Source organism: Actinoplanes sp. ATCC 53533, assembly GCF_003947245.1.
Genome location: NZ_QHHV01000067.1, coordinates 1 through 26,950 on the forward strand (window position 1 = coordinate 1; position 26,950 = coordinate 26,950).

At 70.1% G+C, this 26,950-nt stretch carries 24 protein-coding genes and 1 pseudogene; 15 read left to right on the plus strand and 10 right to left on the minus strand.

The window, feature by feature from the left end; all coding sequences use genetic code 11:
* Nucleotides 1-200: 200 nt before the first annotated feature.
* The gene (locus DMB66_RS22780; protein ID WP_125806152.1) at nucleotides 201-1,121 is read left to right on the plus strand and encodes a helix-turn-helix domain-containing protein; all 921 of its coding nucleotides are present in this window, start codon (nucleotides 201-203) and stop codon (nucleotides 1,119-1,121) included.
* Nucleotides 1,122-1,298: 177 nt separating this feature from the next.
* Nucleotides 1,299-1,628 carry a substrate-binding domain-containing protein gene (locus DMB66_RS22785; RefSeq protein WP_233624780.1) on the plus strand — a complete coding sequence of 110 codons (330 nt, stop codon included), beginning with the start codon at nucleotides 1,299-1,301 and terminating at the stop codon, nucleotides 1,626-1,628.
* A gap of 611 nt (nucleotides 1,629-2,239) precedes the next feature.
* Here DMB66_RS22785 and DMB66_RS22790 read toward each other — a convergent pair.
* Entirely contained in the window at nucleotides 2,240-2,431 is a 192-nt protein-coding gene (locus DMB66_RS22790) for a hypothetical protein (protein ID WP_125806154.1), read from the minus strand.
* A 731-nt stretch (nucleotides 2,432-3,162) separates the two neighbouring features.
* Between DMB66_RS22790 and DMB66_RS22800 the strand changes: the two genes are divergently transcribed.
* The 4 genes from DMB66_RS22800 to DMB66_RS22815 all read left to right on the plus strand — a co-directional run bounded on the left by DMB66_RS22800 (nucleotide 3,163) and on the right by DMB66_RS22815 (nucleotide 6,181).
* Nucleotides 3,163-3,699, plus strand: coding sequence for a hypothetical protein (locus DMB66_RS22800; protein ID WP_125806155.1), 537 nt, complete (start codon nucleotides 3,163-3,165; stop codon nucleotides 3,697-3,699).
* Nucleotides 3,700-3,910: 211 nt separating this feature from the next.
* Nucleotides 3,911-4,516 carry a TetR/AcrR family transcriptional regulator gene (locus tag DMB66_RS22805; protein ID WP_233624783.1) on the plus strand — a complete coding sequence of 202 codons (606 nt, stop codon included), beginning with the start codon at nucleotides 3,911-3,913 and terminating at the stop codon, nucleotides 4,514-4,516.
* Nucleotides 4,517-4,547: 31 nt separating this feature from the next.
* Entirely contained in the window at nucleotides 4,548-5,009 is a 462-nt protein-coding gene (locus tag DMB66_RS22810; protein WP_125806157.1) for a hypothetical protein, read from the plus strand.
* A 5-nt stretch (nucleotides 5,010-5,014) separates the two neighbouring features.
* Nucleotides 5,015-6,181 (plus strand): macrolide family glycosyltransferase, encoded by a 1,167-nt coding sequence (locus DMB66_RS22815; RefSeq protein WP_125806200.1) that lies wholly within the window; start codon nucleotides 5,015-5,017, stop codon nucleotides 6,179-6,181.
* A 166-nt stretch (nucleotides 6,182-6,347) separates the two neighbouring features.
* On the opposite strand, the gene DMB66_RS22820 is transcribed toward DMB66_RS22815, so the two are convergent.
* Nucleotides 6,348-6,737 carry a hypothetical protein gene (locus tag DMB66_RS22820; RefSeq protein WP_125806158.1) on the minus strand — a complete coding sequence of 130 codons (390 nt, stop codon included), beginning with the start codon at nucleotides 6,735-6,737 and terminating at the stop codon, nucleotides 6,348-6,350.
* Between DMB66_RS22820 and DMB66_RS22825 the strand changes: the two genes are divergently transcribed.
* From DMB66_RS22825 to DMB66_RS22840, 3 genes are all read left to right on the plus strand, one after another.
* Complete coding sequence (locus DMB66_RS22825) at nucleotides 6,732-9,872, plus strand: S8 family serine peptidase (RefSeq protein WP_158647324.1); 3,141 nt, start codon at nucleotides 6,732-6,734, stop codon at nucleotides 9,870-9,872. The genes DMB66_RS22820 and DMB66_RS22825 overlap by 6 nt on opposite strands.
* 925 nt (nucleotides 9,873-10,797) lie before the next feature.
* Nucleotides 10,798-13,449, plus strand: coding sequence for a cytochrome c oxidase assembly protein (locus DMB66_RS22835; RefSeq protein WP_125806160.1), 2,652 nt, complete (start codon nucleotides 10,798-10,800; stop codon nucleotides 13,447-13,449).
* Nucleotides 13,450-13,743: 294 nt separating this feature from the next.
* Nucleotides 13,744-14,070, plus strand: a complete 327-nt coding sequence (locus DMB66_RS22840; protein ID WP_125806161.1) for a metal-sensitive transcriptional regulator — start codon at nucleotides 13,744-13,746, stop codon at nucleotides 14,068-14,070.
* 141 nt (nucleotides 14,071-14,211) lie between these two features.
* Here the strand turns inward: DMB66_RS22840 and DMB66_RS22845 are convergent, their stop codons facing one another.
* Nucleotides 14,212-14,484, minus strand: a complete 273-nt coding sequence (locus DMB66_RS22845) for an SHOCT domain-containing protein (protein ID WP_125806162.1) — start codon at nucleotides 14,482-14,484, stop codon at nucleotides 14,212-14,214.
* A 34-nt stretch (nucleotides 14,485-14,518) separates the two neighbouring features.
* On the minus strand, nucleotides 14,519-14,746 hold the full coding sequence (locus DMB66_RS22850) for a DUF2933 domain-containing protein (RefSeq protein WP_125806163.1): 228 nt from the start codon (nucleotides 14,744-14,746) through the stop codon (nucleotides 14,519-14,521).
* Nucleotides 14,747-14,897: 151 nt separating this feature from the next.
* Between DMB66_RS22850 and DMB66_RS22855 the strand changes: the two genes are divergently transcribed.
* The gene (locus DMB66_RS22855; protein WP_125806164.1) at nucleotides 14,898-17,633 is read left to right on the plus strand and encodes a heavy metal translocating P-type ATPase; all 2,736 of its coding nucleotides are present in this window, start codon (nucleotides 14,898-14,900) and stop codon (nucleotides 17,631-17,633) included.
* Between the two features lie 80 nt (nucleotides 17,634-17,713).
* On the opposite strand, the gene DMB66_RS22860 is transcribed toward DMB66_RS22855, so the two are convergent.
* Together DMB66_RS22860 and DMB66_RS22865 are read right to left on the minus strand one after the other, a co-directional pair.
* Nucleotides 17,714-18,835 (minus strand): cell wall metabolism sensor histidine kinase WalK, encoded by a 1,122-nt coding sequence (locus DMB66_RS22860; protein ID WP_125806165.1) that lies wholly within the window; start codon nucleotides 18,833-18,835, stop codon nucleotides 17,714-17,716.
* Nucleotides 18,835-19,527 carry a response regulator transcription factor gene (locus DMB66_RS22865; RefSeq protein ID WP_125806166.1) on the minus strand — a complete coding sequence of 231 codons (693 nt, stop codon included), beginning with the start codon at nucleotides 19,525-19,527 and terminating at the stop codon, nucleotides 18,835-18,837. The genes DMB66_RS22860 and DMB66_RS22865 overlap by 1 nt, the downstream gene beginning before the upstream one ends.
* Nucleotides 19,528-19,658: 131 nt before the next feature.
* On the opposite strand from DMB66_RS22865, the gene DMB66_RS22870 reads away from it, so the two are divergent.
* The 4 genes from DMB66_RS22870 (at nucleotide 19,659) to DMB66_RS22885 (ending at nucleotide 22,516) form a co-directional block, all read left to right on the plus strand.
* Nucleotides 19,659-21,185, plus strand: a complete 1,527-nt coding sequence (locus DMB66_RS22870) for a multicopper oxidase family protein (protein ID WP_125806167.1) — start codon at nucleotides 19,659-19,661, stop codon at nucleotides 21,183-21,185.
* Nucleotides 21,186-21,394: 209 nt separating this feature from the next.
* Nucleotides 21,395-21,679, plus strand: coding sequence for a metal-sensitive transcriptional regulator (locus DMB66_RS22875; protein ID WP_125806168.1), 285 nt, complete (start codon nucleotides 21,395-21,397; stop codon nucleotides 21,677-21,679).
* Nucleotides 21,680-21,729: 50 nt separating this feature from the next.
* Nucleotides 21,730-22,002, plus strand: a complete 273-nt coding sequence (locus DMB66_RS22880; RefSeq protein ID WP_370318992.1) for a heavy-metal-associated domain-containing protein — start codon at nucleotides 21,730-21,732, stop codon at nucleotides 22,000-22,002.
* Nucleotides 22,003-22,216: 214 nt separating this feature from the next.
* Entirely contained in the window at nucleotides 22,217-22,516 is a 300-nt protein-coding gene (locus DMB66_RS22885; protein WP_125806169.1) for a metal-sensitive transcriptional regulator, read from the plus strand.
* 55 nt (nucleotides 22,517-22,571) lie between these two features.
* Here the strand turns inward: DMB66_RS22885 and DMB66_RS22890 are convergent.
* From DMB66_RS22890 to DMB66_RS22900, 3 genes and pseudogenes are all read right to left on the minus strand, one after another.
* A pseudogene (locus tag DMB66_RS22890) lies at nucleotides 22,572-24,816 on the minus strand (heavy metal translocating P-type ATPase).
* 12 nt (nucleotides 24,817-24,828) lie between these two features.
* On the minus strand, nucleotides 24,829-25,794 hold the full coding sequence (locus DMB66_RS22895; RefSeq protein WP_125806170.1) for a hypothetical protein: 966 nt from the start codon (nucleotides 25,792-25,794) through the stop codon (nucleotides 24,829-24,831).
* Nucleotides 25,795-25,796: 2 nt separating this feature from the next.
* Entirely contained in the window at nucleotides 25,797-26,003 is a 207-nt protein-coding gene (locus DMB66_RS22900) for a heavy-metal-associated domain-containing protein (RefSeq protein ID WP_125806171.1), read from the minus strand.
* 89 nt (nucleotides 26,004-26,092) lie between these two features.
* Here DMB66_RS22900 and DMB66_RS22905 point away from each other — a divergent pair, with 89 nt between their 5' ends.
* Nucleotides 26,093-26,287, plus strand: a complete 195-nt coding sequence (locus tag DMB66_RS22905) for a hypothetical protein (RefSeq protein WP_125806172.1) — start codon at nucleotides 26,093-26,095, stop codon at nucleotides 26,285-26,287.
* 6 nt (nucleotides 26,288-26,293) lie between these two features.
* Here DMB66_RS22905 and DMB66_RS22910 read toward each other — a convergent pair whose 3' ends face one another.
* Nucleotides 26,294-26,698: a GNAT family N-acetyltransferase gene (locus tag DMB66_RS22910; protein WP_125806173.1), complete on the minus strand. Its 405-nt coding sequence runs from the start codon at nucleotides 26,696-26,698 to the stop codon at nucleotides 26,294-26,296.
* Nucleotides 26,699-26,950 lie beyond the last annotated feature (252 nt).

Here is a 26,950-nt window from a genome sequence, read left to right on the forward strand (position 1 = left end):
CCGCGTCTCGCCTCGCCACGCTCGCAGTGAGGATCTGTTTCAGATCACGGGCTATCTGCGGGCAGTGCCGGGTAGTTGGGTGTCGCCGCCAGCTTGCCGGGCGATCAGGCATTCACCCAGGCCACGACCTTGCGTACGTCCGCTGGTCCTACTACTGGCAGGGTCAGGTTAGGGTGCGTCCGCCCATGGATACTCAAGTGATGGACGCACTCCCCGAACCGGTGCGCGAGCCCGCCGCCGGCGCCTTGGACCCGCGTGTCGAGCTCAGCGAGTTCCTGCGTACCCGGCGGGCCCGGCTGAAGCCCCAGGACGTGGGGCTCCTGGAGTTCGGGCGGCGTCGCCGGGTGCCGGGGCTGCGGCGCGAGGAGCTGGCGCAGCTGGCCGGGGTGTCGGTGGCGTACTACACGCGCCTCGAACAGGGCGACGGGCGAAACGTGTCGGCGGAGGTCCTCGACTCCATCGCCCGCGCGCTCAGGCTGAGCGAGGCCGAGCATGCCCACCTCACGCACCTGGCCAAGCCAAAACACAAGCAGCCGGGCGCCCACGGCCAGCAGGTGCGGGGCACCCTGCGGACACTGTTGGACGCCATGGACGGCGTCCCGGCGATCGTCGTGGGGCGGCGTTCGGACATCCTCGCCTGGAACCAGTTGGCCGCAGCGGTCTTCGGCGACTGGGCGGAACTTCCGGCTCAGGAGCGCAACTGGGCGCGGCTGGTCTTCCTACGGCCCGAGTTCCGCGACCTGATCGTGGACTGGCAGCAGAAGGCCATCGACACCGTCAGCCAGCTACATATGGACGCCGGCTCCCATCCGGACGACCCCCAGCTGTCCGCGCTGGTGGGCGAACTGTCCGTGAAAAGCGAGGAGTTCCGGCGGCTCTGGGCCACCCACAACGTCAAGGAGAAGTGTCACGGCATCCAGCGCCTGCGGCACCCGCTCGTCGGCGACCTCGATCTGCGCCTCGAGTCGTTCCACCCGGCCGACGACCACGAACAGCAGCTGCTGACCTACCACGCCGAACAGGGGTCACCGTCGGCGGAAGCGCTGCGCCTGCTCGCCAGCTGGGGCACGGACGCGACACAGGCAGGAATGGGCACGTCACCGGCGGGCAGGGATCGATGAGTCGACCGCACGTCATCCACATCGTGCTGGCCGCCCTCGTCGCCTCCGCTTCTTGGATGCTGGTCGAGGGCTGTTGAGGTCATGGCTGGCCGTCCGACCGCGACCGATTGGGCCAGGACCGCCGAGGTGGGCGGTAGCTGCGTAGCCGTGGACGTCACCGCGCAGGAGCCGGCGGACGTGGCCGGCGTGGTGGCCCGCGAGCACGGTGCCGGCCTGGTCGGCCTGGGCGAACCGAACCGCAGCGTGCAGGTCCCGCAGGTCTGGGTGCCGGATTCGTCGATGTGGCGGCTGCGGCTACAGGCCCAGGCACCGAACTTCCAGCCGGCGGACACGACGTCGATCGCGGCCAGCCCGGTGGTGCTGGCGATGCCGCAGCCGATCGCGACCGGCCTGGCGCCGGCCGGAACGGCAGTGACGTGGGAATCGGTGGTACGGCGGATGCAAACTGGTTGTTGCGCGACGTTCGGCATGAGCATGACGGCGACATTGCTTTTGAGCAGGAAGTAGAGCTGTTTGGTGCTCGTGCTGTCGGCGTGCCGCTCGTGGTGTCGCGGGTCGTGTTCACGCTGTCGCGGTGCCGCTCGTGGTGTCGCCGGATCACGGACGCAGACGTGCCGCGACGGTCGTCCTCGATCAGCCCGCGGGTGCCGTAGCGAGCAGCCGGCCGCGGACGAGCACGACAATCAGCTCCCCCTGGCGCCGCGCATGAGAGCCATCAGCCCGGACTGCACGCGCTCCCCGGCAACGACGCAGACCCCCTCCACGTCCTCATCCTGAGCGTCGTTCAACAACTGGTACCCGGTTGAGCGCCGGTACCGTCGACCCGACCATCACCAGGTTGCGGACCATCTGAGTCACCCACGCGGCGGTGGGATGCGCGGTCGCGCCGAGGATCCGGACACGGCGGCTCCTCGTCGACGCGCCCCTGCCCGGCAAGCACCCCACCAGTCGCTCGGCGGCAACCTATCGCGGGAGAGATGCTTCGGAGTCGGCCATGCGGCCGGTCTGACGCAGCACGTGAGCGATGAGGTCGGCGCACCGGATGTGAGCTCGACGTACGGCGGCACGTGGTTCTTTCTTACGTACGACCACAGGGGGTGTGACACGCTGGTTGGTTATCACTCCCAGGGGAGATCTTCTTGGGAGTGTATGTGCCACCCGTCGGACCGCTTGACCAGGACGAAGGCGGTAGGCTCCACAGTGTCGTAGTACCCGGAGTCCGGGTCATGGCCGGATGTGTACCAGCGCGCTACGACCCGCGCCGTGTCCACGGTCTCGCTGACGACGGTCACGTCTTCCAGCACGGACATCTCGCCGAATTCATCCTTTTTGTCGCGGCTGGGGGCTTTAGCGTACTCGGCGCAAAAGTGGGCAGGGCTCTGATAAAGCATCGGAACCTCTCGGGTGCGGTTCGCGGCCGGTTTATGAGCATGATGGCATCCCGTGTCGCAACAGGCAGGCCGCCGCTGTCGTAACCCACCGCAGGATCGGCTGCAGGATCTCGTGATACCGGGTGATCGTGGCCTGTGGACAGCCGAACACCTTAGCGACGTACCGGTGCGAGCCATCCGGGCGGCGCATCGTGGTCGCATCGAGCACCTGCCGCGTGGGAGGTCGGGCCGTGGTCCCGGTGTGGCGACGGCCGTCGCCGGGATCGGAGTCAGTGCCTGGCAAGGGTGTCGCCGGTACTCGCAGGTGGCCTGGCTGTGGACCGAGGGCCACAAGGTCAACATCCTTCGGTGCGTCAGTCAGGCCCTGCTGTGGACCACCAGACGCACCCGCGCCGGATCCTCCGCGACTGCCGCAGCTCAGCCGCCAGTTGCGCAACCGGCCCCTCCAGCCCGTCCAACGGCCGCTCCAGCCTCGGCATCCCTGACCTCCCCCGCACCACCCAAGCCATCCATCGGTCACCGTCATTGTCGCCGCGTTATCCAGAGTTGTTTGTCTGACAACCCCGAGCAGGGGCCAGACAACTCTCACCCCGCTAGACAGAGGTCTCGACAACCAGCACTGGCGCAGGTCGCCAGCGAGAAGGAGCTTCATGAAGACACTCAGAAAACTCGGCACACTCGGCGTCGCGATGATCGTCGCGGTCGCCAGTCTCATGCTGGGCGCCACGCCGGCGTCCGCCGCCGGAGACACACACTACGAGAACGTGGGGAATCCCGGCTGGTGCCTGGACGGCGACGGGACCGGCAACAAATTCGAGGCCTACCTCCACCGGTGCGGCTCTGACTTCCAGGTGTGGACCGTGGGGGACTCGGGCTGGATGTTTGTGAAGCAGAAGGTGTCCGGCAAATGCCTCCAGGCTCTGCCGACGACGAGAGTCGCCCTCGGCTTCTGCGGCGAGACGGGAACCAGCTGGTACGCGACGGGCAAGAACGGCTGGGTGAAATTTATCAACTACCAAGTCCCCTACTACCCCAAAGGCCTGTGCCTCCAGCCCACCGGAACCGGGACGGGAGGACAATCGACGTATGACCTCGTCGTGGGCTGGTGCGACCCTAACAACCACGACGCCGACCCAAAGGACATCGAACACAATGTCCCGAATTGGCTCGCCTGGCGGTTCCACTAGGACGAGCCCTTTGGGCTCGGAAGACCAGGAGTAGAGCCCTCCAGGCATGCGACCAACCTCAGCGGGCCTGGACTGCGGAAAAGCGGTTCAGGCCCGCCGTGCTGCCCGTCACTGATGGACGCTGTGCCGCACCGCGCTCTATACCTTTGTAATATAACGATGATATGCTCTACAGGTGAGTCCTCGAACCGCCGACCCCAGGGTGCGGGCAATGCTGGTCGAAGCGGCCGCGCGGGTGCTTGCCGAGGAGGGACCAGCCGCGCTGACCAGTCGCCGGTTGGCCGCCGAGGTCGGTTCCTCGACGATGGCTGTGTTCAGCCGATTCCAGAACATGGCCGAGGTTCGCCGGGCGGTCCGGGAAGAGGGCTTCGCCCGCCTGGACGCACGGCTGGACACGCTGCCGACCATGGACGACCCGGTTGCCAACCTCGTCGCGACCGGCGTGATGTACTTCGCCGCCGGCGTGGCGAACCCGCACCTGTACCGAGCAATGTTCCTCGACCGCCCGCCGCAAGACGACGACCTCGGCGCCGGGACCTACCAGCGGCTGGTTGCGCTGGTACGCCGATGCGTGATCGCCGGCCGCTTCCCGGCTGCACAGGAATCCCTGGTTTCCGTTTGGGCGGCCCAGCTGTGGAGCATGCGACACGGCATGGTCATCATGAGCGTCGCCGAGCTGCTACCCAACGAGCAGGCGCGGTTCGTCCTCGACGACATGACCTTGCGACTGCTGATCGGCTACGGCGACGACCCTGATCAGGCCAGGAGGTCGATAGAACATGGGAACCGCGCCGCGGCCGAAGGCGAGCGGCCATAGCTGACACAAGGCTCCATGAAGGGAGATCCCGATGCGATCCGACAGCGCAGACAGCGATCCCGCTCCGCGGACCTCGGCGACAACGCTGTGGGAGCGCACCGGCGGCCCGACCGGGCTGATCCAGTCGTCCATGCCACCAGTGTCGATCGTCCTGATCGGGTCGATTCTGCTCCGCCGTCCGCTGGTCGGCGTGCTCTGGAACGCCATGCACGGAATCGGCATGTGGTGGCGCCACGACCACTCGTCACTTTCGAAGATCGCGATGAACTATCCACTATGGGCGGCGGCGCTGGTCGTCATCGTGTGGGCCGCACGCCACGCGGACACCGGCTACTGCGGCAAACCAATGAGCTGCGACCAATCCCCGAGCCCAGCACCGGACATGCCACGACACCTCGCGACGTCCGCCGCGAGTGCCCGGCGGCGAACCCGGATGTCGCCTGGGTCAGGCCCGGAAGTTGCGGGACAGCGGCGCCTGGCGTCAGGCAGTTGAAGACAATGGCAACCGTCGCCTTCTTCGCCCCTTCCGCCGCCGGACATGTCAACCCCACCCTGGGCCTCGCCGCCGAGCTGGTGCGGCGCGGTCACCGCGTCACGTACGCCACCACGACGGCGTACGCCGAGCGCGTCGCCGAGACCGGTGCCGAAGTCGTCCCCGTCACCTCCACCTGGGAGGGCCGCGATGACATCGAGACCCCACAGATGCACGGCAAGGAACTCGTCCGTGCCATGAACCTGCTCCTCACCGAGACGAAGGCGATGCTGGCGCAACTGAGCGGCGGCGAGCGGCCCGACATGGTCGTCCACGACGGGCCGATGTGCTGGTGGGGCCGGATCCTGGCAGGCCGGTGGCAGGTCCCCTCGGTGGAGACCTGGCCGAACCTGGTCAGCAACGAACACTGGTCGATGGCCGAGAAGTACACGACGTTCAACCCGCTGAGCCCCGGCTTCCTGTTCATGGCCGTCCGGCTGAGCCGTTTCCTGCGCAAGCAGGGTGCCGGTGGCTTGGAGGCGTTCATGCGCGGCGACGGTGCCTCGCTCAGGCTGGTGACGCTGCCGCGTGCCTTCCAGTACGCCGGGGAGACCTTCACCGATCGGTACGATTTCGTCGGCCCGCTCCTGTCCGAGCGCGGCTCGCAAGGCGGCTGGGAGCCGTCCGGTGATCTCCCGGTGATGCTGGTATCGCTCGGCACGGCCTACAACGACCGGCCTGAGTTCTACCGCACCGTGCTGCGGTCGGCGGCGGACCGGCCCTGGCAGGTGGTGCTGGCCATCGGCGAGGTGGACACCGAGGCCCTGGGAGCGGTGCCTGCCAATGTGGAGATTCACCGGCAGGTGCCGCAACTGGCGGTGCTGCGCCACGCGCGGGTGTTCGTCACGCACGCCGGGATGGGCGGCACGATGGAGGGCCTGCACTTCGAGGTGCCGATGGTGGCGATCCCGCAGATGGCCGAACAGCGGGCCAACGCCGATCGGATCGCCGAACTCGGTCTCGGCACGGTGCTGCCGCCGGACCGGATCACCACGGACACGCTTTGGAACGCCGTCGAAGACGTGGCCAGCGACAAGCACGTACGCGAGCGACTGGCCTGGATGCGCCGGGAGATGACGGCCGCCGGCGGGGTCCCGGCGGCAGCCGACGCGGTGGAGCGGGTCCTCGGCTGACGCAACCGCTCGTGGACCCGAGAGCCCGACGGCAGGACTCGCGAAGATGCGCGGATCGCAGAGGTAGCCGAGGACTGCTACGGCAAGCAGACCGACCATCCCCGAATGCGAGGTAACCCACGGCGCATACTGCGGCCGGCGCATCCTCGGCTATCCCGGCCCGTTGTCACCCCCTCCCCCCCAAGGGGCTGTCGTCACTCATCACCGAGTTACCGGACGAGCCGGTCGGGCTGACCGCCGACGTGGTCGTGGTGGGGTCCGGTGCCGGCGGCACGAGAAGAACTCCGACCTCAACATCCCCCACTAACGGATCGCCGCCGCCGAGCAGCTTGGCTGGAGCTGTTCCCGCGCGAACCGCAACTCCGACCCGGCGAAATACGACGAGGTGTCGGCCGGTTACATCGGATTCGGCGACCAGACAGGCGCCAAACAGTCGGTGGTGCTGACCCATCTGGCCGACGCGGTCGCCGCCGGCGCCGTCGTGATCGCGCCCGGTGCGCCGCTTCTTTGCCGCCCCTTCCTTGATGCGTTGCGGAAAGGTCCGTCTGATGTGCACAAAGGGCGGTCCGACTTCGTCTTCCTGGATGTGTTCACACCCCGAAGAAGATCACTGGCATTGGCATTGGCATTGGCGCTGGTCCTGGCGCTGTCGATGGCAACAGTCCCGGGCAGCCCGGCCGGCGCCGCGCAGGACAACACCGGCGGCGCGACGCGGACCGTCACGCTGATCACCGGTGACCGGGTCACCGTCGCCGGTGGCGCCGTCACCGTGGCTCCCGGGCCCGGCCGCGCCGGCATCCCCTTTGCGACCAGCACTGTCGACGGCCGCACCCGGGTGGTCCCGGCCGACGCCCTGCCATTGCTGCGTGCCGACAAACTCGACGAGCGACTGTTCGACGTGACCGGGCTCATCGCGGCCGGCTACGACGACCGGCGCACCGACCTGCCGCTGATCGCCAGTGGCGGCGCGGCCACGAGCGGCACCCGCGTGCGCAAACTGCCCGACATCGGCGCGACGGCCGTGCGTACGCCGAAGAAGGATCTTGCCCGGGTCTGGAAGGCCCGGACGAACCGGGGCAAGCTCTGGCTCGACGCCAAGGGGAAGTTCACCGCCGCCGAGGGCGTCCAGCAGATCGGCGCCACTTTGGCCTGGCAGGAAGGGCTAACCGGCGAGGGGGTGACTGTCGGGGTCATCGACTCCGGCGTCGATGTCACCCATCCCGACCTGGCCCCGATCGTCGCCGCGCAGACCGACTTCTCCACTGGCGCCCCGACCACCGGGGAGGTGCACGACACCATCGGTCACGGCACCGCGGTCGCCTCGATCCTGGCCGGCAGCGGCGCGGCGTCCGACGGCCGTTACCGGGGTGTCGCCCCCGGAGCGCGGCTGGTCTCGGCCAAGGTCGGCGACTGGGAGGTCACCGAGTCGGCGGTCATCGCCGCCATGGAGTGGACCGCCGGCGTCGAGCACGCCAAGGTCGTCAACATGAGCCTCGGCTTCCCGAACACCGCCGGGAGCGATCCGATGGAGACCGCGGTCGAGGAGATGACCGAGAAGTACGGCACCCTGTTCGTGGTCGCCGCCGGTAATGACGGCAACAACGGCAACAACCCGAACAACGGCGACGACTACCTCATCGGTTCCCCGGCCGACGCCGCGGCCGCGCTCAGTGTCGGCGCCGTCGATCGGGACGACCAGCTCGCGGCCTTCTCCAGCCGCGGGCCGGGACTGGACGGCGACACCATCAAGCCGGAGATCACCGGGCCGGGCGTCGACATCACCCATGCGCTGAGCAGCGACGCCGGCAGCGGGTCGTACGCCTCCGGTAGCGGCACCTCGTTCGCCGCGCCGCACGTCGCCGGCAGCGCCGCCATCCTCGCCCAGCGGCACCCCGACTGGACGCCCGCCCAGCTCAAGGCCGCTCTCATGGGCGCCGCCCGGCCCACCGAGGGCCTCGGCGCGTACGCCCAGGGGGCGGGCCGTGTCGACGTCGCCCGCGCGGTGGGCGCCACGCTGCTGGCCGACCCGCCGAGCCTGAGCATGGGCACCCAGACAGCCGGCCAGGCGATCACGAGGACCGTCGGCTACCGCAACCACGACACCCGGCCGCTGACGGTCGCCCTGCGGGTGACCGCGCCGTTCACGGTGAACGCCTCCACGCTGACGGTCCCCGCCGGTGGCACCGCCACCGCCCAGGTCACCGTCCCGGCCACGACGACCGGCGGCGCCCACACCGGGCGGCTCACCGCCACCGCCGGCGGACAGGTAGTCACCACCCCGGTCGCCGTGGTCCACGAGAGCGCGAAGGTCGATCTGAACCTGCACGTGCTGGGCCACGACGGGCTGCCCACCGACGGGCATTACACCCAGGTGATCGGGCTGGACACGCCGTACCTGCACGACACCGTCTACGACTACCCGTGGACGCCGGACGTCGAGCTGCGCGTCCCCAGCGGCCGGTACGCGATCATCACCCAGTACTTCCGGGAGGCGGCGGACGGTACCTGGGTCAGCGCCACGGTCGCCCAGCCCTCGGTGTCGGTGACCGCCGCGACGGACATCACCGTTGACACCCGCATCGCCAAGCCGGTGACTGCTACCGTCCCGGACCCCGGGGCCCGGTTCGGCGCCGGTTCCGTCGCGTTCGGGGTGCGGACTCCGAACGGCTGGGCCTCCTATGCTGTCAACAGCTACGGTGGCGCGCTGAGCAGCGCACAACTCGGCGGGGACGGCGACGACGCCTTCCTCTCCGTGGTTAGGATGGCGTACACCTCCGGCGCCGACGCGTATCACCTCGCCTGGCCGGTCAGAGGTCGCGTGCCGACCGGCTTCACCGGCGCCGTCACCGCCCGGGACCTGGCGGTGGAGAGCGGCGAGATGCACCGGCAGGCCGCCGACAGCGCGTTGTCCCTGGTCGCGGGCGTGCACGTCCCCGGGAACCCGCTGATCTTCGCCCCGCTCACCACCGAGCCCTCCGCGACCCGCTACTTCAACACCACCGGCGGCATCAGGTGGAGCACGGGGATGTTCGAGTGGCGCGAGGAGGGGAACTACGAGGAGATCCGGACCGTCGGCGAGCCGCGGCGCTACGAGCCGGGCAAGCGCTACACGGCCGGCTACGGCGCCCCGGTCATCGCGCCCTGCCTGACCGGCGACGGCAACACCTGGACCGGTGATCGGTTGCGGATCCGGGTCGCGATGAACTGCGACAGCGCCGGGCACATCGGTACGACGAGCAACGTCCCGGGCAGCACCACGCTGTTCCGCGACGGCAGTCAGGTGGCGCTTTCCGCAATCGGCGGCGAGGCGAACTTCCGGGTGCCGCAGGCCCGCGCCGACTACCGGCTGCACCTGGAACAGAGCCGCCCGGGCGTGTTCGTCACCTCCACGGCCACCACGGTGGACTGGACGTTTACCGACCCGGCTGCGGTGCCGGCCCTCGGCGCGGTCCGCATCGAACCGGCCGGCGCGGCGGTGCGCATGACGGTCCCGGCGGGCGCCAGGTCGGTGGCGCTCGACGTCTCCCATGACGACGGTGCGACGTGGCAGACCGCCACGGTGCACCGCAACACTGACGGCACCTATCGGGCAGCCGTCTCCCGGAACGGGTACACGTCCCTGCGAGTGACCGCGAAGGGCTCCAGCGCCACGGTCGTCGAGACCGTGATCCGGGCACTCCCGCCGACCTGACGGCCCGGCGCCGGGGCGCGGTGGAAGCCGCCCGCGGCTGGACCATCGCCGGATGAACATCGAAGGGGCCGGTCGTCGACCGGCCCCTTCGCTCGTACTCAGCGGATCACTCGGTGTAGGTGAAGTAATTCCAGGCGCCGGCGGAGTTCAGTTCGTCGTCGCCGGACGACCCGCTCAGGTACTCGGCCCTGCGGGTAGCCGCACCGGCCTTCTACCGCCGATGGTGCTGGCGCGGCAGGCCAGTTCAATGCGAAAGGTCGCAGGGTCCGCGCCACGTCCACCGAGGTGATGTAGGGCTTGGACCTTCGCGGGAGTGCCATCGGCGGTAGTGGGGTTGGGGCCGCGAGGGGAACGCTGTACACCTCGAGGCGACCTGGGCCGTGGAGGTAAACCTCGACGGCGATTCGATGACTCTGGAACAGATGTTCGCCTTGCTGCAGGTCGGTGTTGATCGTGGTGTCGTTCGCACTCGTGCAGGGCGTGCAGCAGGTGTGCCTGGTTGAGGATCAGGGTCCGGTCGAGTAGTTCGTGGCGAAATGCCGGGATCCAGGGTTCCATGATCGAATTCATGCGGGGCATCCGGATCCCGCTGAGAAGGTTCCGGGCCACCTGGGTCACCCACACCGCGGTCGGGTGCGCGGTGACACCGAGGACCCGGATCCGACGGGTGGCGTGCCCGATGACCGCCAGGGACGTACAGCCGGGCGCCGGTCAGCGGCGGCCCAGTAGGACCTGCAGTGCCTCCTGCGCGGCGGCCGCCTCAGCCTGGTCCGTCATGGTACGACCGCACAACCTTTGAGTTCGACTGTGCCACCACTTGTATGGTGGGCCGGCGGATCGAGAACCGTGGGAGCCGATCAGTCCGCCGGTACGCCGGTCGGCCAGTAACGTCGCGAGCAGTGGTGACGGGTTAGGATCGGCGACGATGACCGGCCTGAGGGTGGCACGTCTGGGGATCGTGGCGCTCGGCGTCACGGCTCTTGCGGTGCTGGCATCGTTGCTCCTGGTCACCGGTCCGGCGCTGGCGCACGCAAGTCTGAAGTCGTCGACTCCGACCAATGGGGCAAAAGTTGCCAAGGCCCCTCGCGACGTGGTGCTGCGGTTCACCGAGGCGGTCAATCCGGGCAGTGTCGTCGTTGCCGTGCGCGGCTCTGACGGTGTCACCGCGGTGGCAGGCATCCCGCAGGTGACCGGCGCCGTTGTTGAGCAGCCGTTGCGTGCGACGCTGCCCGTCGGGCACTTCACCGTGACGTTTCAGGTGGTGTCCGTCGACGGTCACCGCATCAGCGGGACCCTGCACTTCGCGCTCGTCTCGTCGGGCGCAGCGCCGTCAACCGGTGGCTCATCGGCGCCGGCCGATCATGGGGCGCATCAGCAGCCGGCGCCCGAGGCGGTCGAGCCGCCGCCGGCCGGCAATGATCCGCCCGCCGTCGCCCTGGCGACCGCCGCCGGGACCGCGTTCGGAGCGATCGTGCTGCTGTGGTGGTGGTTGGGTCCCCTGGACCGGGGCCGCCGCCGGCCACCGAAGAGCGCCCATCGCCTCCTCGGCCCGGTGCCCGAGACAGGAACGTTCCTGGCCGCCGCCGGGGTTCTGGCGGCGGCTGCTGCGGCTGTGGCGGGGCTTGCCTTCGGTGGTGGCGCCACCCGAACCGTGCTACCCGGGCTGCCGGACCCGGGGGCGGCCACCGCGTGGCTCGTCCCGGTGGCCCGGCTGGGGATGACGGTTGCGGCAGTGACGACCGTCGGCCTCCTGCTCGCCGGGGTGTTCTTTTCTCCGGTCCGCGCCCCACTGGTGAGGCACCGTCGGGAGTTGACGGCCCGGCGAGGGCTGTCCGACAGCGGTCAGGGCTGGCTGCGGGCCGCGGGCTGGGCCGCGGCGGCGTGGTGCGCGACCGCGGTGGTCACGCTGTGGCTGTCCTGCGCCGACATCGCCGGTCATCCAGCGGCCCAGGCACCGTCGATGTCGCAGCTGGCCACCTTCGCCACCGGCACACCGATCGGGCTGGCACTTGCCGCCGTCGCGGTCCTGGCCGGGCTGCTCGCATGGGCCTGCCGGGTGGTGCGGGGTCCGGCGGGCGTCTTCGGGGCGCTGGCACTGGCGCTACTGGCCGTGGTGCCGCCGGTGTTCACCGGGCACACCGCGTCGGGCCGCTTGCCGCAGGTGGCCACCTCCGGACTGGTGCTGCACGTCGTGCCCGTCACGCTGTGGGCTGGTGGCCTGCTCGCGTTGGCGCTGTCGATGCGGGCGCCGGTCGGCAACCTCGCGCTGGCGGTGAGTCGGTTCTCTCCCCTGGCCGGGACGTGTTTCGTGGCGGTCGGCGTGTCCGGACTGTTCGCGGCGTGGTTGCACCTGCCCGATCTCGGTTCGCTCACCGGGACCTCGTACGGGCGTCTGATCTTGGCGAAAGCAGGGCTCCTCGCGGTGATCGCGGCGGTGGGGTGGTGGCACCAGCGATGGTCGATGCCCGCGTTGCGGGGCGGTAGCCGGCGCGGTTTCGCCCGGCTCGCCGCGGTCGAGGTTCTGCTGTTCGGCGCTGTGGTCGGCCTGGCGATGGCGTTGTCGCGGACCGCTCCGCCCCGGCCGACGCTCGCCGGCCAGACAGGCCATGCCGGGCATGTCATGGCCACGGGTGATCACCCGCTGCTCGGGTACCCGATGCCGCCCCGGCCGTCGGTGGGCTCGCTGTTGTCCTGGTGGCTGCCGGAGCCGCTGTTCGTCGTCGCCGCTGTCGGCGCCGCCGGGTTGTATCTGGCCGGGGTGCGGCGGCTCCGCCGTCGCGGCCCGGGGTGGCCGCTGCGCCGGACGGCGGCCTGGGTGGCGGGCTGCGCGGTCGTCGTGGCAGCCACGAGCACGGGCGTGGCTCAATACGCCCCGACCATGCCCAGTGTGTACTTGATCCGGCACGTGCTCATCGCGGTCGTGGTACCGCTGCTGCTCATCCTCGCGGCACCGACCGAGCTGGCCCGGGCGGTGCTGCCGCTGTCCGACGACGTCGAGTGGCCCGGGCCGCGAGAGTGGTTGGCGGCGGCGGTCCACTCGCGTGCCGTGCGGCTGATCGACAGACCCGTCCTCGTGGTGGTGGCCTTCGCGGCCGGGTTCCCGGTCGTGTATTTCGGCGGGTTGTACGAGGCGGCGTTGCGTTCGCCGGCCGTGCATCTGGGACTGCTGTTGTGGTCTGCGCTGGCCGGGATGATGTTCTTCCGAGTGCTACTTCCGGTCGGCTCTGTGCGGATGCCCGCTCCACGGTGGCTGGCGTTCGCGGGCGCGGGTGTGTTGGCGGCCGTCGGCGTGATTTTCCTGGCATCGGGTGTCAACCCGGCCGCTGGTTGGTTCGCCGAGCTGGCGCGGCCGTGGTACGTGCCCGGCGAGCGCTACCGCGCCGGGGCCGTGGTGCTGATCCTCGGTGCGCTTCCCGTGCTGATCACCGGCGTGGCCACGACGGTGCGGCGAAGGACAGCGATCTCGGCGACGGCCTCAGCGATCCTGCCCGCCCAGCGCGACCCGGTTCGCGCAGGCCTCGACGAGGTCTACCGGCCTGACGGCGCGATGCAACCGCTGTCGATCGGGCGACGATAGCGTCGCATGCCGCCCTTGCCGATGGCTAGCCCGTGGGCGGTGGGGTGCCCGGTCACAGATCTCCCCACCCCGACGATCAGCTTTGGCAGCCTTGAGCTTGTCGACATCCTCGGTTGACATCACTCCGGGCGTGCTCTGGCCGCAGTAGCCGCCGGCCAGACGGTGGGCTTGCCCGGGGGCAGAGACGGTCGGCCCGACACGGTGGGCCACGCGCCCCTACCCCGTGCGGGTATCGCGGCTGACACTGGGGATGAGCCGGTCATCCGGCGGTGCGCAACGTGGAGGTGAGCGGTCATGACCAGCACGGTGACTCCGGCAAGCGGTAAGCCGGTCGCGGCGACGCCGGGTTACACCGACCGCAGAGCTGATCATCTGGCCCGGTTGCACAAGGTCGAGGGTCAGGTCCGCGGGATCGCCCGGATGGTGGAGCAGGACCGGTACAGCATCGACGTGCTCACCCAGGTCAGCGCAGCCACCCGGGCGTTGCAGCAGGTCGCCCTGGGCCTTCTCGACGATCACCTGCGGCACTGCGTCGTCGACGCGGCAGCCGCCGGGTCGGTCGAGCGCGACGCGAAGCTCGACGAACTCGCCGAAACGCTGCGCCGGGCATTTCGCCTGTAGCAGCCCACCGTCCCGCGGGCTGACGGGCACCGTCAGTCCCGGCCGATGCGCGCGTGGAAGAAGCCGGCCGCGAACACCGCGAACAGGGCGGTGTTCACGACCACCAGAGGCCACAGCCCATACCCGGCACCGGCGTCCAGGTCAGCCGCCGGGCCCGCGGGTCGGTGCCGTCTCGTTGAGAACCTTCAGGTTGCGGGTGTACTGCTCTTCGTCGATGTCGCCGCGGGCGAACCGGTCGGCGAGCGTCCGCTGCGGCGTCGGCCCATGAACAACAGGCTCGCCGCGCAATCCGGCGCGACTGGCGTAGCGGACGGAGACGATGATGCCGGCGATGACCAGCCCCCAGAACAGCAGGCCACTCAGGCCCATCAGCGCCATGCCCCAACCGCTCATACCGGTGCCGTAGTACATCATGATGATCGATCTCCTTGGTCACCGTCCCGGCGGGCTACCGCCGGACGATGGGGTCCTGGTCTTCGGTTGTCCGGGTGCGCTCGTCGGGGTCGGCGCTGCCGTGTCCGCCGTGCATGCCGCCCATCATGAACATCATCATCAGCGGGCAGACCAGCACGAACGCCCCGAACAGCAGGGTGTTCGCCGGTACGCCGAAGGCGATCAGGCCGACGACGAGGATCGCCGCGGCGATCGCGTACATCCCCCAGGGTTGCCGTCTCATGACATCCCCCTTCCGTTTGCGGGATATCTCCACCCTGCGCCCCGCTACCTCCCGCGGGTACCGGCGAACGGCACCTCAACGAGGCCGAAGGTCCCTACCCCCTGCCGGTAGGGGGCATCACTCTGAAGGCAGACCTATCAGGGAGGACATCATGGGCGTCGCCGACATCACCGTCCTGCTCGCCTCATTGGCCGCCGTAGCCGGGCTCGGCTGGTACTTCTTCGCACCCCGCCGCGCCAGCATCGCCGAAGTGCGCGACGGTGTGCAGCGGATACAGGTCACCGTGCACGGCGGCTACCGCCCCGACCTGATCCGGGTCCGCCAGGGCGTCCCCGTCGAGCTGGTCTTCGACCGGCAGGAAAGCGGCGACTGCACCTCCCGGGTGGTCTTCGGCGACCTCGCGGTCAGCGCCGCACTTCCCGCCTTCACCCGCACCACCGTCCGGCTGCAGCCGGACCGGGCCGGAACGTTCGGGTTCGCCTGCGGCATGAACATGATCCACGGCAGCCTCGTGGTCGAACCCGCCGACCAACCCGTCACGCAGCCACCGAACCCGCCACCATCGGCCGGGCATCCTGAGGTGCCACAGATTCTGACTGCGGCCGACGCCGAAGCCGGACAGGTCGCCGAGCGGCGCACCGAGTTGCGCGACCTGAACCGCCGGGTCATCCTCGGCGCGGTGCTCACCGCCCCGGTGCTGCTGGCGGTGATGGCACACGAATTGTTCAAGGCCGACTGGGTGCCGGCGCTGCTGCTCAACCACTGGCTGCAACTCGCCCTGATCACCCCGGTGATGCTCTACACCGGCGCGCCGATCCACCGCACCGGCTGGCTGGCCCTGGCCCACCGCAGCGCCGACATGAACAGCCTGATCACCCTCGGCACGACCGCCGCCTACGGCTACAGCCTGCTCGTCACCGTCGCGCCCGGGGTGCTGCCGGCGGATATGCGGGAGGTGTACTTCGAGGCGGTCGGTGTCATCCTCACCCTGATCCTGCTCGGCCGGCTCCTCGAGGCCCGCGCCAAGGCCGGCACCGGTGAGGCGATCCGGGCCCTGCTCGGCCTGCGAGCCCGCACCGCCCGTGTCATCCGCGACGGCATCGAACAGGAAATCCCGGTCGAGGACGTGGCCGTCGGCGACGACGTGCTCGTGCGCCCCGGGGAGAAGATCCCGGTCGACGCGACCGTGTTGTCGGGCAGTTCGGCAGTGGACGAATCCATGGTCACCGGCGAGCCTATGCCGGTCACCAAACGGGCCGGGGACATCGTCATCGGTGCCACCATCAACGGCACCGGCTCGCTGCGGGTCCGCGCGGCGAAGGTCGGCGCGGACACCATGCTCGCGCAGATCATCCGCATGGTGCAGCAGGCCCAAGCCTCCAAGGCACCTATCCAACGCCTCGCCGACGCCACCTCCGCCTACTTCGTCCCCGCGGTCATCGCCATCGCGATCGCCACCTTCACGGTCTGGTTCATCGCCGGACCACCGCCCGCGCTGACCCTCGCCCTGGTCTCCGCGGTCGCTGTGCTGATCATCGCCTGCCCGTGCGCGCTCGGCCTGGCCACCCCACTGTCGATCATGGTCGGGACCGGTAAGGGCGCCCAGGCGGGCATCCTGATCCGCTCCGCCGAGGCCCTGGAGACCGCGCACAAGCTCGACACCGTCGTGCTGGACAAGACCGGCACCATCACCGCGGGCAAGCCCGCCCTCACCGACCTGCACACCGTCGGCGACACCGACGACGACACCCTGCTCACCCTGGTCGCGGCCACCGAAGCCGACAGCGAGCACCCGCTTGCCGCGGCGATCGTGGCCGAGGCCCGCCGCCGTGGCCTGAGCCTGCCACCGGCGACCGGGTTCGACTCGATCACCGGTAAAGGCGTCCAGGCCACCGTCGCCGGACACGCTGTCCTGATCGGCGCCGCGCGGCTGCTGACCGACGCCGGGATCGACACCAGCACCCTGGATCCGATCGCCGTGCGACTGTCCGAGCAGGGCAAAACCGCGATCTACGCCGCCGTCGACGGGCGTCCGGCCGGGGTGTTCGCCGTGGCCGACACCGTCAAGCCCGACTCCTCGGCCGCGATCGCCGCGCTGCACCGCCTCGGCATCGAGGTTGTCATGATCACCGGCGACAACGCCCGTACCGCTGCGGCCATCGCCCGCCAGGTCGGCGTCCGCCGAGTGCTGGCCGAAGTCCTGCCGCAACACAAGGCCGACGAGATCCGCCGCCTGCAAGCCGACGGCCGCCGCGTCGGCATGGTCGGCGACGGCATCAACGATGCCCCCGCACTGGCCCAGGCCGATGTCGGCCTGGCCATCGGCACCGGCACCGACGTCGCCATCGAAGCCGCCGACATCACCCTGATCTCCGGCTCGCTGTCCGGCGTCGTCACCGCGATCCGGCTGTCGCGCGCCACCATGCGCAACATCCGGCAGAACCTGTTCTTCGCTCTGGCCTACAACGGCGTCGGCATCCCGATCGCCGCTGGGCTGCTCTACCCGTTCCTGGGTCTGCGGCTCAGCCCGATCATCGCCGCCGCCGCGATGGCACTGTCGTCGCTGTCGGTCGTCGGCAACGCCAACCGGCTGCGCCGCCACCACACCAGCGCGCTACCAGCCGCCGAACCGGCCACCGTCGAACCCCAGGTGCACACCGCAACCGAACACGACACGCAACGAGGCGCACCCGGCACGCCCGAGATCGTAACCTCGGCGGAACCCGCGACCGAGGCCACCGATCCCGTGTGCGGGATGCGGATCACCCCGCAAGCCGCCGCCGCGCGGCGGGACACCGACGACGGCGTCGTCTACTTCTGCTCCACGCACTGCGCGGCGAGCTTCGACGCCGATCCTGCTCGCCGCCCGTCGGCCCGTTCCTCCTGACCCGGCTGGCACCTCGTCGCCCACCGAACTGATCCGTCGGTGGGCGACGATGGGTGAACGGCATGCTGCGGGCCCTGACGTCACCGTGGTGGCAGCCGGTCTCCGGCCGCGGGCAGGGTGACGGTGAAGGTAGTTCCGCGTTGTGGGCCGGCGCTGTCGACGGTGACGTGGCCGCCATGCTCGGCGACGATCGCGCGCACGATGGTCAGGCCGATGCCGGAGCCGCCGTGGACCCGGTCGCGGGCCGTGTCAGCGCGGTAGAAGCGTTCGAAGACGTGCGGCAGGTGCGCGGCGGGAATCCCGTCACCGGTGTCGCTGACGGTGATCCGTACCCCCGCGGGATCCCGGTCGCCGGCCAGGGTGACGGTCCCACCGGACGGGGTGTGCCTGAGGGCGTTGTCGAGCAGGTTGGCGAGGACCTGCCCGACGCGCTCGGGGTCGGCGTCGATGGCGGGTAGGCCGGCCGGGACGCGCTGGTGCAGGTCGACGTGCTTGCTGCCGTATTGGGGGCGGACCGCCGCGGCGGCGGCGTCGAGTAGCTCGGGCACGCTCACCCGGCGCGGGTGTAGGTCGAGTTGGTGTTCCTCGGCGCGGGATACCGCGGCGATGTCCTCGGCGAGGCGGCGCAGCCGGGTGCACTGGGCACGCATTACCGCCCAAGTGTCCTCGTCGGTGACGCTGATGCCATCCTCGGCTGCGTCGACATACGCCTCGATGGTGGCCAGCGGGGTACGCAGCTCGTGGCCCAGGTCTGCCAGCAGCCGGCGGCGGGTGACCTCCACGTCGGCAAGGCGGTCAGCCATCGCGTTGAACGCCGCCGCGACCGTGTCGAACTCGCGACCCAGACCGGGCCTGGCCACTCGGGTCGCATACCGGCCGTCGGCGACATCGGCCGCCGCGGCGGCCAACTGAGCGACCGGACGAGCGACCCGCCGAGCCACGTAGGCACTCACCGCCACGGCGGCTGCCAGCGCGGAAAGTAGAGCCACGCCGAGCGACAACGCGCTGGCCGACGCGTACGCTTCCTCGACATGGCGGGTCGTCGCCGCGTCCACGTGTCCGGAGACCTCCCGCAGATGCCGCCCGAAGATGGCCGGGCCGACAGCGACGGCGACCAACCCCAACGTGGCGGCGCCGGCCAAGACCACGAGAACTTGGGCACCGAACAGCCGGCCGGCCAAGCCCAACCGCACCCGGCGCATCAGCCCTCACCCATCCGGTATCCGACGCCGCGCACCGTACGGATGAACCGGGGCGCGGCCGGGTTGTCGCCGAGCTTGCGGCGCAGGTGCCCGACGTGCACGTCGACGAGGTGCTCGTCACCGACCCACCCCTCACCCCAGACGGTATCGATGAGCTGCCTGCGGGAGAACGCCATCCGCGGCCGGGCGGACAGCGCGGCGAGCAGGTCAAACTCCGTACGGGTGACCTCGACCGGCCGACCCGCGACGGTGACCTCCCGGGCGGTGACATCGACCCGCAACGGGCCGAACGCACGCGCCGGCTCCTCCCGCACCACGGACCCGGTGGTCCGTGGACGGCGCAGCATCGCCCGGACCCGCGCCACCAACTCCCGCGGGCTGAACGGCTTGACCACATAGTCATCGGCGCCCACCCCGAGCCCGACGAGTCGGTCGACCTCGTCGCTGCGCGCCGTCAACATCACGATGTAGCAGTCAGTGAACGTACGCAGTTGCCGGCACACCTCGATGCCGTCCAGCTCTGGAAGCCCCAGGTCCAGCACCACCACATCGGGTGGCCGCGCTCGGGCGGCATCCACAGCGGCCGGACCGTCGAAGACGCACTCCACATCGTGGCCGTCACGTTCCAGGTAGCTCGCTATCACCTTGGCCAGGCTCTGCTCATCGTCGACCACCAACACCCGCGTACTCATCGCCCTATCCTGCCGACCCGGCGCGGCGGCTTCATCAAACCTTCAGCAAACGTCGCGGGTTTCCTCATCGCCGCCGAGAAGCCTGGAGTCAGCACCGCCCCGGCCCGACCGCTTCGACGAGGAGTACCAATATGTCAGTCGCTGTCACCCGACGCCGCCTGCTGGCCGGCATCGCCGGCGCGGCAGGTCTGGCCGGCACCGCCGGAACGGCCGCCTGGGCCAGCGGCCTGTTCAGCACCGACCCCACCCTGGTGACCTCCGACTCCGCCCTGGTCGCGGATGCAGAGGCAGCCCGAAGCCGGGTCGGCGCCGCCACGGTCACCGCCACGCTCACCCCGCGACCGGTCACGCTCGACCTCGGCGGCACCACCGTGCAAACCTGGGGCTACGCCGAGAACGCGTCGGGCCCGTTGATCCGGGCCCGCGCCGGCGACCTCATCCGCGCCGAGGTGGTCAACCAGCTCCCCGTCGCCACCAGCGTGCACTGGCACGGCATCGCCCTGCGCAACGACATGGACGGCGTGCCCGGCCTCACCCAGCAGCCGATCGCGCCGGGCGGGCGGCACACCTACGAATTCACCGCACCAGACCCGGGCACCTACTTCTACCACCCGCACTCCGGCGTGCAACTCGACCGCGCCCTCTACGGCGTCCTGGTCGTCGACGACCCGGCCGAGCCCGGCCGCTACGACACCGAATGGATCGTCGTACTCGACGACTGGGTCGACGGCACCGGCCGCACCCCCGACCAGATCCTCTCCTCCTTGCAGTCCATGGGCGGTGCGGGCCACATGGGCGGCATGGACATGGGCGGCATGGACATGGGCGGCATGGACATGGGCGGCATGGAAACGATGAACTCGCCGCTGCTGGGCGGGGCCGGCGACGTCGCCTACCCGCACTATCTGATCAACGGCCGGGTCCCTACCGCACCGGCAGTGCTGACCGCGAAACCCCGCCAACGCGTACGCATCCGCATCGTCAACGCCGCGTCCGACACCGCCTTCCGCATCGCGCTCGGCGGGCATCGACTCACCGTCACCCACACCGACGGCTTCCCGGTCACCCCGGTCACCACCGACGCGCTACTGCTGGGCATGGGCGAACGCGCCGACGTCACCGTAGAACTCAATGATGGTGTGTTCCCGCTCGTCGCCGCGGCCGAAGGCAAAACCGGGCAGGCCCTCGCCATCGTGCGTACCGGCACCGGGGTCCCACCCACCGCGACCGGCCGCCCGGCCGAACTGGACCGCCAGGTGCTGTCCACCGGCACGCTCGACGCCACGGACGCGGTGCGACTTGCCGACCGCGACCCCGACCGCACCCACCGACTCACCCTCGGCGGAGCGATGATGCCCTACCGGTGGACCATCAACGGCACCACCTTCGACGAATCCGAACCCCTGCTGGTCCGGCAAGGAGAGCGAGTCCGGCTGGAATTCGTCAACCGCACCACCATGTTCCACCCCATGCACCTGCATGGACACACCTTCGCCGTCGCGGGGACCGGCGTCCGCAAGGACACCGTGATCGTCCTGCCGAATCAGACCGTCACCGTGGATCTGGACGCTGACAATCCCGGCCAATGGATGACCCACTGCCACAACATCTACCACGCCGAAACCGGGATGATGGCCAACCTGGCGTACCAGGCATGAGCACACCGTGCCGCCCGCGCGCCTGCGAGATGCCGGCGGGGTGTCGCGGCGACAGTGCCGCTGTCCGATCCCCCCGGTGTGCTTGGCGGTAACTCGTGTGGTTATGCGGGGGAGCCCGATGGTCATCGGCAGCCTGGATCGCATGGGCGCCGGATTCGCTTGGTGTACCCTAGGGGGGTAAGGTATATCCCGACGCTGGGAGCAGAGTGATGGCGCACGGCTACATCAAGGACAAGGACGACTACCTCAAGCGGCTACGCCGGGTGGAAGGCCAGATCCGCGGCTTGCAGCGCATGGTCGATGACGAGGTCTACTGCATCGACATCCTCACGCAGGTGTCCGCGGCCACCAGAGCCCTGGAAACAGTGGCGCTCGGCCTGCTCGACGACCACCTCGCGCACTGCGTCGTCGACGCGGCCCGCGAAGGCGGCCCGGACGCCGAGGTGAAACTGAAGGAAGCCTCCGACGCGATCGCCCGGCTCGTACGGTCCTGACCCCGCACTCCCCCATCACCGGCACCCACCAACGACGAAGGGAAGATGCAATGTGCACCAGTGAGACCGGCTGCTCCTGCGCGACGACGACCGCGACCCCCATGGGCGAGACCGCCGGGCTGCGTACGGTCTACCAGGTCGCCGGGATGACATGCGGCGGCTGCGCATCGCGGGTCAGCAAGCAACTCGCCGAGGTTCCCGGCGTCAGGGACGTCAACGTCGACCTCGCCACCGGCGCAGTCACCGTCACCAGCAGCGCCAAACTCGACGACGACGCGATCAGCGCAGCGGTAACCCAGGCCGGCTACCAACTCGCCAACTAACCACTGCGTTCAGCCGGGGAAGGTGCCAAGCGCGATGATGCAAGCGGCGCGAGCCCGACCTGTGTCTGGGCGCTGCCGCAGCTCTGAAGGAATGCAACACCATGTCCGGTCCGATGAGCACTCGGACGCCGCTACTCGGCGATGGCAGCTCTGGTGATCGTTGCGGTCCCGCCACCGATGCTGGTAGATACGGGTATGGGGTACGTTGCCGGCTATGGACGAGGCGACACCGGCCGGGCCGCACGGGTACTCCGCCGACAAGAAGGCGCTGCTGGCGCGTTTGAAGCGGATCGAAGGACAGATTCGTGGCCTGCAGCGGATGGTGGACGAGGACACGTACTGCATCGACGTGCTGACGCAGATCTCCGCGGCGACCAAGGCGTTGCAGGCGGTCGCGATTGGTCTGCTGGAGGATCATCTGCGGCACTGCGTGGTGCAGGCTGCGGCCGAGGGCAACGCGGACGCGAAGGTCAAGGAGGCGACCGCGGCGATCGCCCGTCTCGTCAAGTCCTGAGACACCAGGACGCCGCCCGCCCGCGCTCGGCAGGGGCGGACGGCGTCCGTTCTCGTTACTTGAAGCGGCGCAGGCGCAGGCTGTTGCCGACCACGAAGACCGACGAGAACGCCATCGCGGCGCCGGCGATCATCGGGTTCAGCAGGCCCGCGGCGGCCAGGGGTAGGGCGGCGATGTTGTAGGCGAAGGCCCAGAACAGGTTGCCCTTGATGATGCGCAGCGTGCGCCGGGACAGCCGGATCGCGTCCGCCGCGGCGCGCAGGTCGCCGCGGACCAGGGTCAGATCGGAGGCTTCGATGGCCACGTCGGTGCCGGTGCCCATGGCCAGGCCGAGGTCGGCCTGGGCGAGCGCGGCGGCGTCGTTGACACCGTCACCGGCCATCGCGACGACCTTGCCCTGCTCCTGCAGGCGTCTCACCACGTCGACCTTGTCTGCCGGCAGCACCTCCGCGATCACCTCGTCGATGCCGACCTCGGCGGCGACCGCCCGGGCGACAGTCTCGTTGTCGCCGGTGAGCAGCACCGGGTTGAGCCCGAGCCGGCGCAGCATGGTGATGGCTTCCCGGCTGGTCGGCTTGACAGCGTCGGCGACCGCGAGCACGCCGCGGGCGGCGCCGTCCCAGCCGGCCACGACGGCGGTCCGCCCGGCCTGCTGCGCGCCGGCCACGGCGTGCTCGATCTCGGGTGGCACGGTGTAGCCGCGCTCGTGCAGCAGCCGCGGCCGGCCGACCAACATCTCCCGGCCGTCCACGGTGCCACTGACGCCGAGCCCTTCGAGGTTGGCGAACCCGGTCACCGGTAGCAGCGGCGCACGGTCGGCGCCGGCGCGGGCGATGGCCTGTGCGATCGGGTGTTCGGAGGCTGCCTCGACCGCTGCGGCCAGCCGCAGCAGTTCCGCCTCGTCCTGCCCGCCGGCGGGCATGGCCGCGACGAGGGTCATCCGGCCGGTGGTGACAGTGCCGGTCTTGTCCAGCACGATCGTGTCCACCGTACGGGTCGACTCGAGGACTTCCGGGCCTTTGATCAGGATGCCGAGCTGGGCGCCGCGCCCGGTGCCGACCAGCAACGCGGTCGGCGTGGCCAGGCCCAGCGCGCACGGGCACGCGATGATCAGCACGGCGACCGCGGCGGAGAAAGCGGCGGTCACGCCGCTGCCGGTGCCCACCCACCAGCCGAGCGTGGCCACGGCCAGGGCGATGACGATCGGGACGAAGACGCCGGAGATCCGGTCGGCGAGGCGCTGCGCGGCGGCCTTGCCGGTCTGTGCCTGCTCGACCAGCTCGGCCATCTGCGCCAGCTGGGTGTCGGAGCCGATGCGGGTGGCACGGACGATCAGTCGGCCGCCGGCGTTGACGGTGGCGCCCACGACGGTGTCGCCGGGGCCGACCTCGACCGGCACGGACTCACCGGTGAGCATGCTGACATCGACGGCCGACGCGCCGTCCTCGACAATCCCGTCGGTGGCGACCTTCTCCCCCGGCCGGACCACGAACCGGTCGTCCACCCCCAGGTCGGCGACCGGGATCCGCACCTCAGTGCCGCCGCGCAGCACGGTGACGTCCTTGGCGCCCAGCTCCAGCAGGGCGCGCAGGGCGGCGCCGGCGCGGCGCTTGGCACGGGCCTCGAAGTAGCGGCCGGCCAGGAGGAAGGTGGTGACCCCCGGCGGCGGCCTCGAGGTAGATGGCGCCGGCGCCGTCGGTGCGGGTGATGTCAAGGGTGAACGGGTGCGTCATCCCGGGCGTACCGGCCGTGCCGAGGAACAGCGCCCACACCGACCAGCCGAACGCGGCCAGGGTGCCCAGCGAGACGAGGGTGTCCATGGTCGCGGCGCCGTGCCGCAGGTTGGTCCAGGCCGCCTTGTGAAACGGCCAGCCGCCGTAGCCGACGACCGGCGCGGCCAGGGTGAGCGACAGCCACTGCCAGTTGGTGAACTGCCAGGCCGGGACCATCGCCAGCAGGACGACCGGGACGCTGAGCGCGATCGCGGTGACCAGCCGGGTCCGCAGCCCGTGCAGTTCGTCGACCGGCTCGGCGGGGTCGGTCGCCCCGTCGGCCTGCGATGGTGGGGGCAGGGCTGCGGTGTAGCCGGTCTGCTCCACGGTGGAGATCAGGTCCTGGGTGGTGATCTCACCGGCGTAGCTGACCGAGGCCTTCTCGGTGGCGTAGTTGACGGTGGCGGTGACCCCGTCGAGACGGTTGAGCTTCTTCTCGATCCGGGCGGCGCAGGAGGCGCAGGTCATGCCGCCGATCGACAACTCGATCCGGTTCGGCGCCGTGTGCAGCGGTCGCACTGTCGCCATTCGCGCGTCTCCTTACTCGTGGGTGTGGTCGTCGGCGCTGTGCGACGACGCGCTCGGCTGCGGGCTGGACGGCGTGACCGTCGACGGCTGCGTCTCGGCGGGGGACGGCGGGCCGGCGACCGCGGTGAATTCGGCGGTCCGGACCACACCGGCGTGTTGGAAGTCCAGGTAGAGCCGGTAGCTGCCGGCCGAGGGGACCTCGGCGTGGAAGGTGACCCCGGGTCCGGCCGGGGTACGGCCGTCGCCGGGGGCGCCGTCGGGGTGGACGTGCAGGTAGGCCAGATCGCCGTCGCGCAGGACGACGAGGTGGCCGTACGCGCCGAGGTAGGGCTGCAGGTCGGTGACCGGCCTGCCGTCCTTGCGCACCGACAGGGTGAGTTTCGACGAGCCGCCCGGGGTCAGGTCGCCGGCCAGCGTGACCTGGTAGCCGTCGACGGTGCTGCTGCGGGCCGGGGCCGGCAGCGGGCGCGGCTGGAAGTCGCCGGGCGCCGAAACGTCGACGCCGAGGGTGAGCCCGTCGGCGTGCCCGGCCGGCTGGAAGTCGGCGAAGACCCGGTACTGCCCCGGTGCCGGGACAGCGAGCGGGATCGACCAGGTGCCGTCGGCGGCGAGGGTGGGGTGCACGTGCTGGAAACCGGCCAGGTCGCGGCGGACCACGATCAGATGCAGGTCCTTGTCGTGGCTGGTGGTGTAGCGCGTGACCGGGGCGCCGTCGGGGCCGAGGATTCGGAACGCGAACGGTCGCGGGCCGGTGCTGGACAGCACGGTGGTGACCGGCAGCAGCCGGTAGCCGTCCTGGGCGACCTGCAGCCCGGCCGGCACGGAGTCGACTGCCTCGCTGCCGGCGGTTTCGGCGTGTTCGTTGTGGGTGGCGGCGGGCGCCGGAGCCGGGCCGACAGTGCGGCCCAGGCCGAGGGCGGCGGTGAAGACGACCGCCAGCCCCAGGCCGAAGGCACCCAGCTTGAGTGGGGTTCTCATGACTACCTCGCGAGTTCGTAGCCGGCCTCGTCGACCGCCGCGGCCACCGCGGTGTCGTCGACGGGCTGGTCGCTGGTGACGGTGACCGCACCCGAGGCCAGGTCGACCTCGACGTCGGTCACACCGGGGATCCGCTGGATCTCGGAGCTGACCGAGTTGACGCAGTGCGCGCAGGTCATGCCGGTCACGGTGTAGGTCTGAGTCGCCATGACGATCTCCCTCGGGATGGGGGCAGTGGGATCACCGCCGACAACCCACACCATACTCATACCCCCTAGGGGTATCAAATTTTGAGGGGATGACCGCGCTCACATGTGCCGACCACGTCGGCACGCCGAGCGGCGTTTACGGTCGGGTGGGCGCGAATCAGGCGCATGGGTCCTGCCTCGACGACGCCGCGCCGTTGCTGCCGACGTTTGTCGATCGGCCGGAGGAACGCCACACAGTCGGCACCGCGGCCCAGGCCGAGCTGGTGGCGATCGTCCGTCCATGACCTCGCTCAGAGTTGCAAGGCCATGCCCACCGACGCCGGCGCGGTCTGCGCGAAGCCGTACTTGGTATAGAGGTGGTGTGCATCGCCGTCCGCGATCAGTGAGACATACGCGGTTCGTGGCGCACGGTCTCGTAGTCGCCGCATCAAGGCGCTCATGATCGCCTTGCCGACGCCCCGGCCCTGGTGCTCGGGCAGGACGCACATGTCGACGATTTGGAAGGCGGTGCCGCCGTCACCGATGACGCGGCCCATGCCCACCGGCCGCGCGTCGTAGTAGGCGACGACGGCATGCCATGTGCCGGCCAGTCCCGCCGTGGCCGCCTCGGGCAACTTGGGACTCAGCCCGGAGGAGGTCCGAAGGCGCCGGTAGACCTCGGCTGTGGGGGTCTCGGCACGGATGACGTAGTCCATGGTGCTCCTGTGAAGTTCGGCGCCCGCGCCGGTTCGTGCGCTGACCGGGGTCCAGCTGCGACGGGCCGCCCGCGGGCCGGTTACCGAGTTCGGGGACTCGGTCAGGGTTTCCCGCGACAGGTCGAGCTCCGCGCCCAGCTGGGGCAGGGCGACCGCCACGACGGTGACGTCCAGGGGATGGGGCTCGAATCGGTCGCGGTCAGGGATTCGGACACAGGATCACCTCCGGGTTAAGTCGTACAGCCGTTGTTC

Excerpts from the sequence above, each read along its gene's own strand:
- DMB66_RS22845 (WP_125806162.1), bottom strand. The coding sequence starts at position 14,484 with ATGATGTACTACGGCACCGGTATGAGCGGTTGGGGCATGGCGCTGATG.
- DMB66_RS22895 (WP_125806170.1), bottom strand. The coding sequence starts at position 25,794 with ATGAGAACCCCACTCAAGCTGGGTGCCTTCGGCCTGGGGCTGGCGGTC.
- DMB66_RS22875 (WP_125806168.1), top strand. The coding sequence starts at position 21,395 with ATGGCGCACGGCTACATCAAGGACAAGGACGACTACCTCAAGCGGCTA.
- DMB66_RS22800 (WP_125806155.1), top strand. The coding sequence starts at position 3,163 with ATGAAGACACTCAGAAAACTCGGCACACTCGGCGTCGCGATGATCGTC.
- DMB66_RS22850 (WP_125806163.1), bottom strand. The coding sequence starts at position 14,746 with ATGAGACGGCAACCCTGGGGGATGTACGCGATCGCCGCGGCGATCCTC.
- DMB66_RS22835 (WP_125806160.1), top strand. The coding sequence starts at position 10,798 with ATGACCGGCCTGAGGGTGGCACGTCTGGGGATCGTGGCGCTCGGCGTC.
- DMB66_RS22885 (WP_125806169.1), top strand. The coding sequence starts at position 22,217 with ATGGACGAGGCGACACCGGCCGGGCCGCACGGGTACTCCGCCGACAAG.
- DMB66_RS22855 (WP_125806164.1), top strand. The coding sequence starts at position 14,898 with ATGGGCGTCGCCGACATCACCGTCCTGCTCGCCTCATTGGCCGCCGTA.
- DMB66_RS22860 (WP_125806165.1), bottom strand. The coding sequence starts at position 18,835 with ATGCGCCGGGTGCGGTTGGGCTTGGCCGGCCGGCTGTTCGGTGCCCAA.
- DMB66_RS22900 (WP_125806171.1), bottom strand. The coding sequence starts at position 26,003 with ATGGCGACTCAGACCTACACCGTGACCGGCATGACCTGCGCGCACTGC.
- DMB66_RS22790 (WP_125806154.1), bottom strand. The coding sequence starts at position 2,431 with ATGTCCGTGCTGGAAGACGTGACCGTCGTCAGCGAGACCGTGGACACG.
- DMB66_RS22780 (WP_125806152.1), top strand. The coding sequence starts at position 201 with ATGGACGCACTCCCCGAACCGGTGCGCGAGCCCGCCGCCGGCGCCTTG.
- DMB66_RS22865 (WP_125806166.1), bottom strand. The coding sequence starts at position 19,527 with ATGAGTACGCGGGTGTTGGTGGTCGACGATGAGCAGAGCCTGGCCAAG.
- DMB66_RS22840 (WP_125806161.1), top strand. The coding sequence starts at position 13,744 with ATGACCAGCACGGTGACTCCGGCAAGCGGTAAGCCGGTCGCGGCGACG.
- DMB66_RS22810 (WP_125806157.1), top strand. The coding sequence starts at position 4,548 with ATGCGATCCGACAGCGCAGACAGCGATCCCGCTCCGCGGACCTCGGCG.
- DMB66_RS22815 (WP_125806200.1), top strand. The coding sequence starts at position 5,015 with ATGGCAACCGTCGCCTTCTTCGCCCCTTCCGCCGCCGGACATGTCAAC.
- DMB66_RS22870 (WP_125806167.1), top strand. The coding sequence starts at position 19,659 with ATGTCAGTCGCTGTCACCCGACGCCGCCTGCTGGCCGGCATCGCCGGC.
- DMB66_RS22905 (WP_125806172.1), top strand. The coding sequence starts at position 26,093 with ATGACCGCGCTCACATGTGCCGACCACGTCGGCACGCCGAGCGGCGTT.
- DMB66_RS22910 (WP_125806173.1), bottom strand. The coding sequence starts at position 26,698 with ATGGACTACGTCATCCGTGCCGAGACCCCCACAGCCGAGGTCTACCGG.
- DMB66_RS22805 (WP_233624783.1), top strand. The coding sequence starts at position 3,911 with ATGCTGGTCGAAGCGGCCGCGCGGGTGCTTGCCGAGGAGGGACCAGCC.
- DMB66_RS22880 (WP_370318992.1), top strand. The coding sequence starts at position 21,730 with ATGTGCACCAGTGAGACCGGCTGCTCCTGCGCGACGACGACCGCGACC.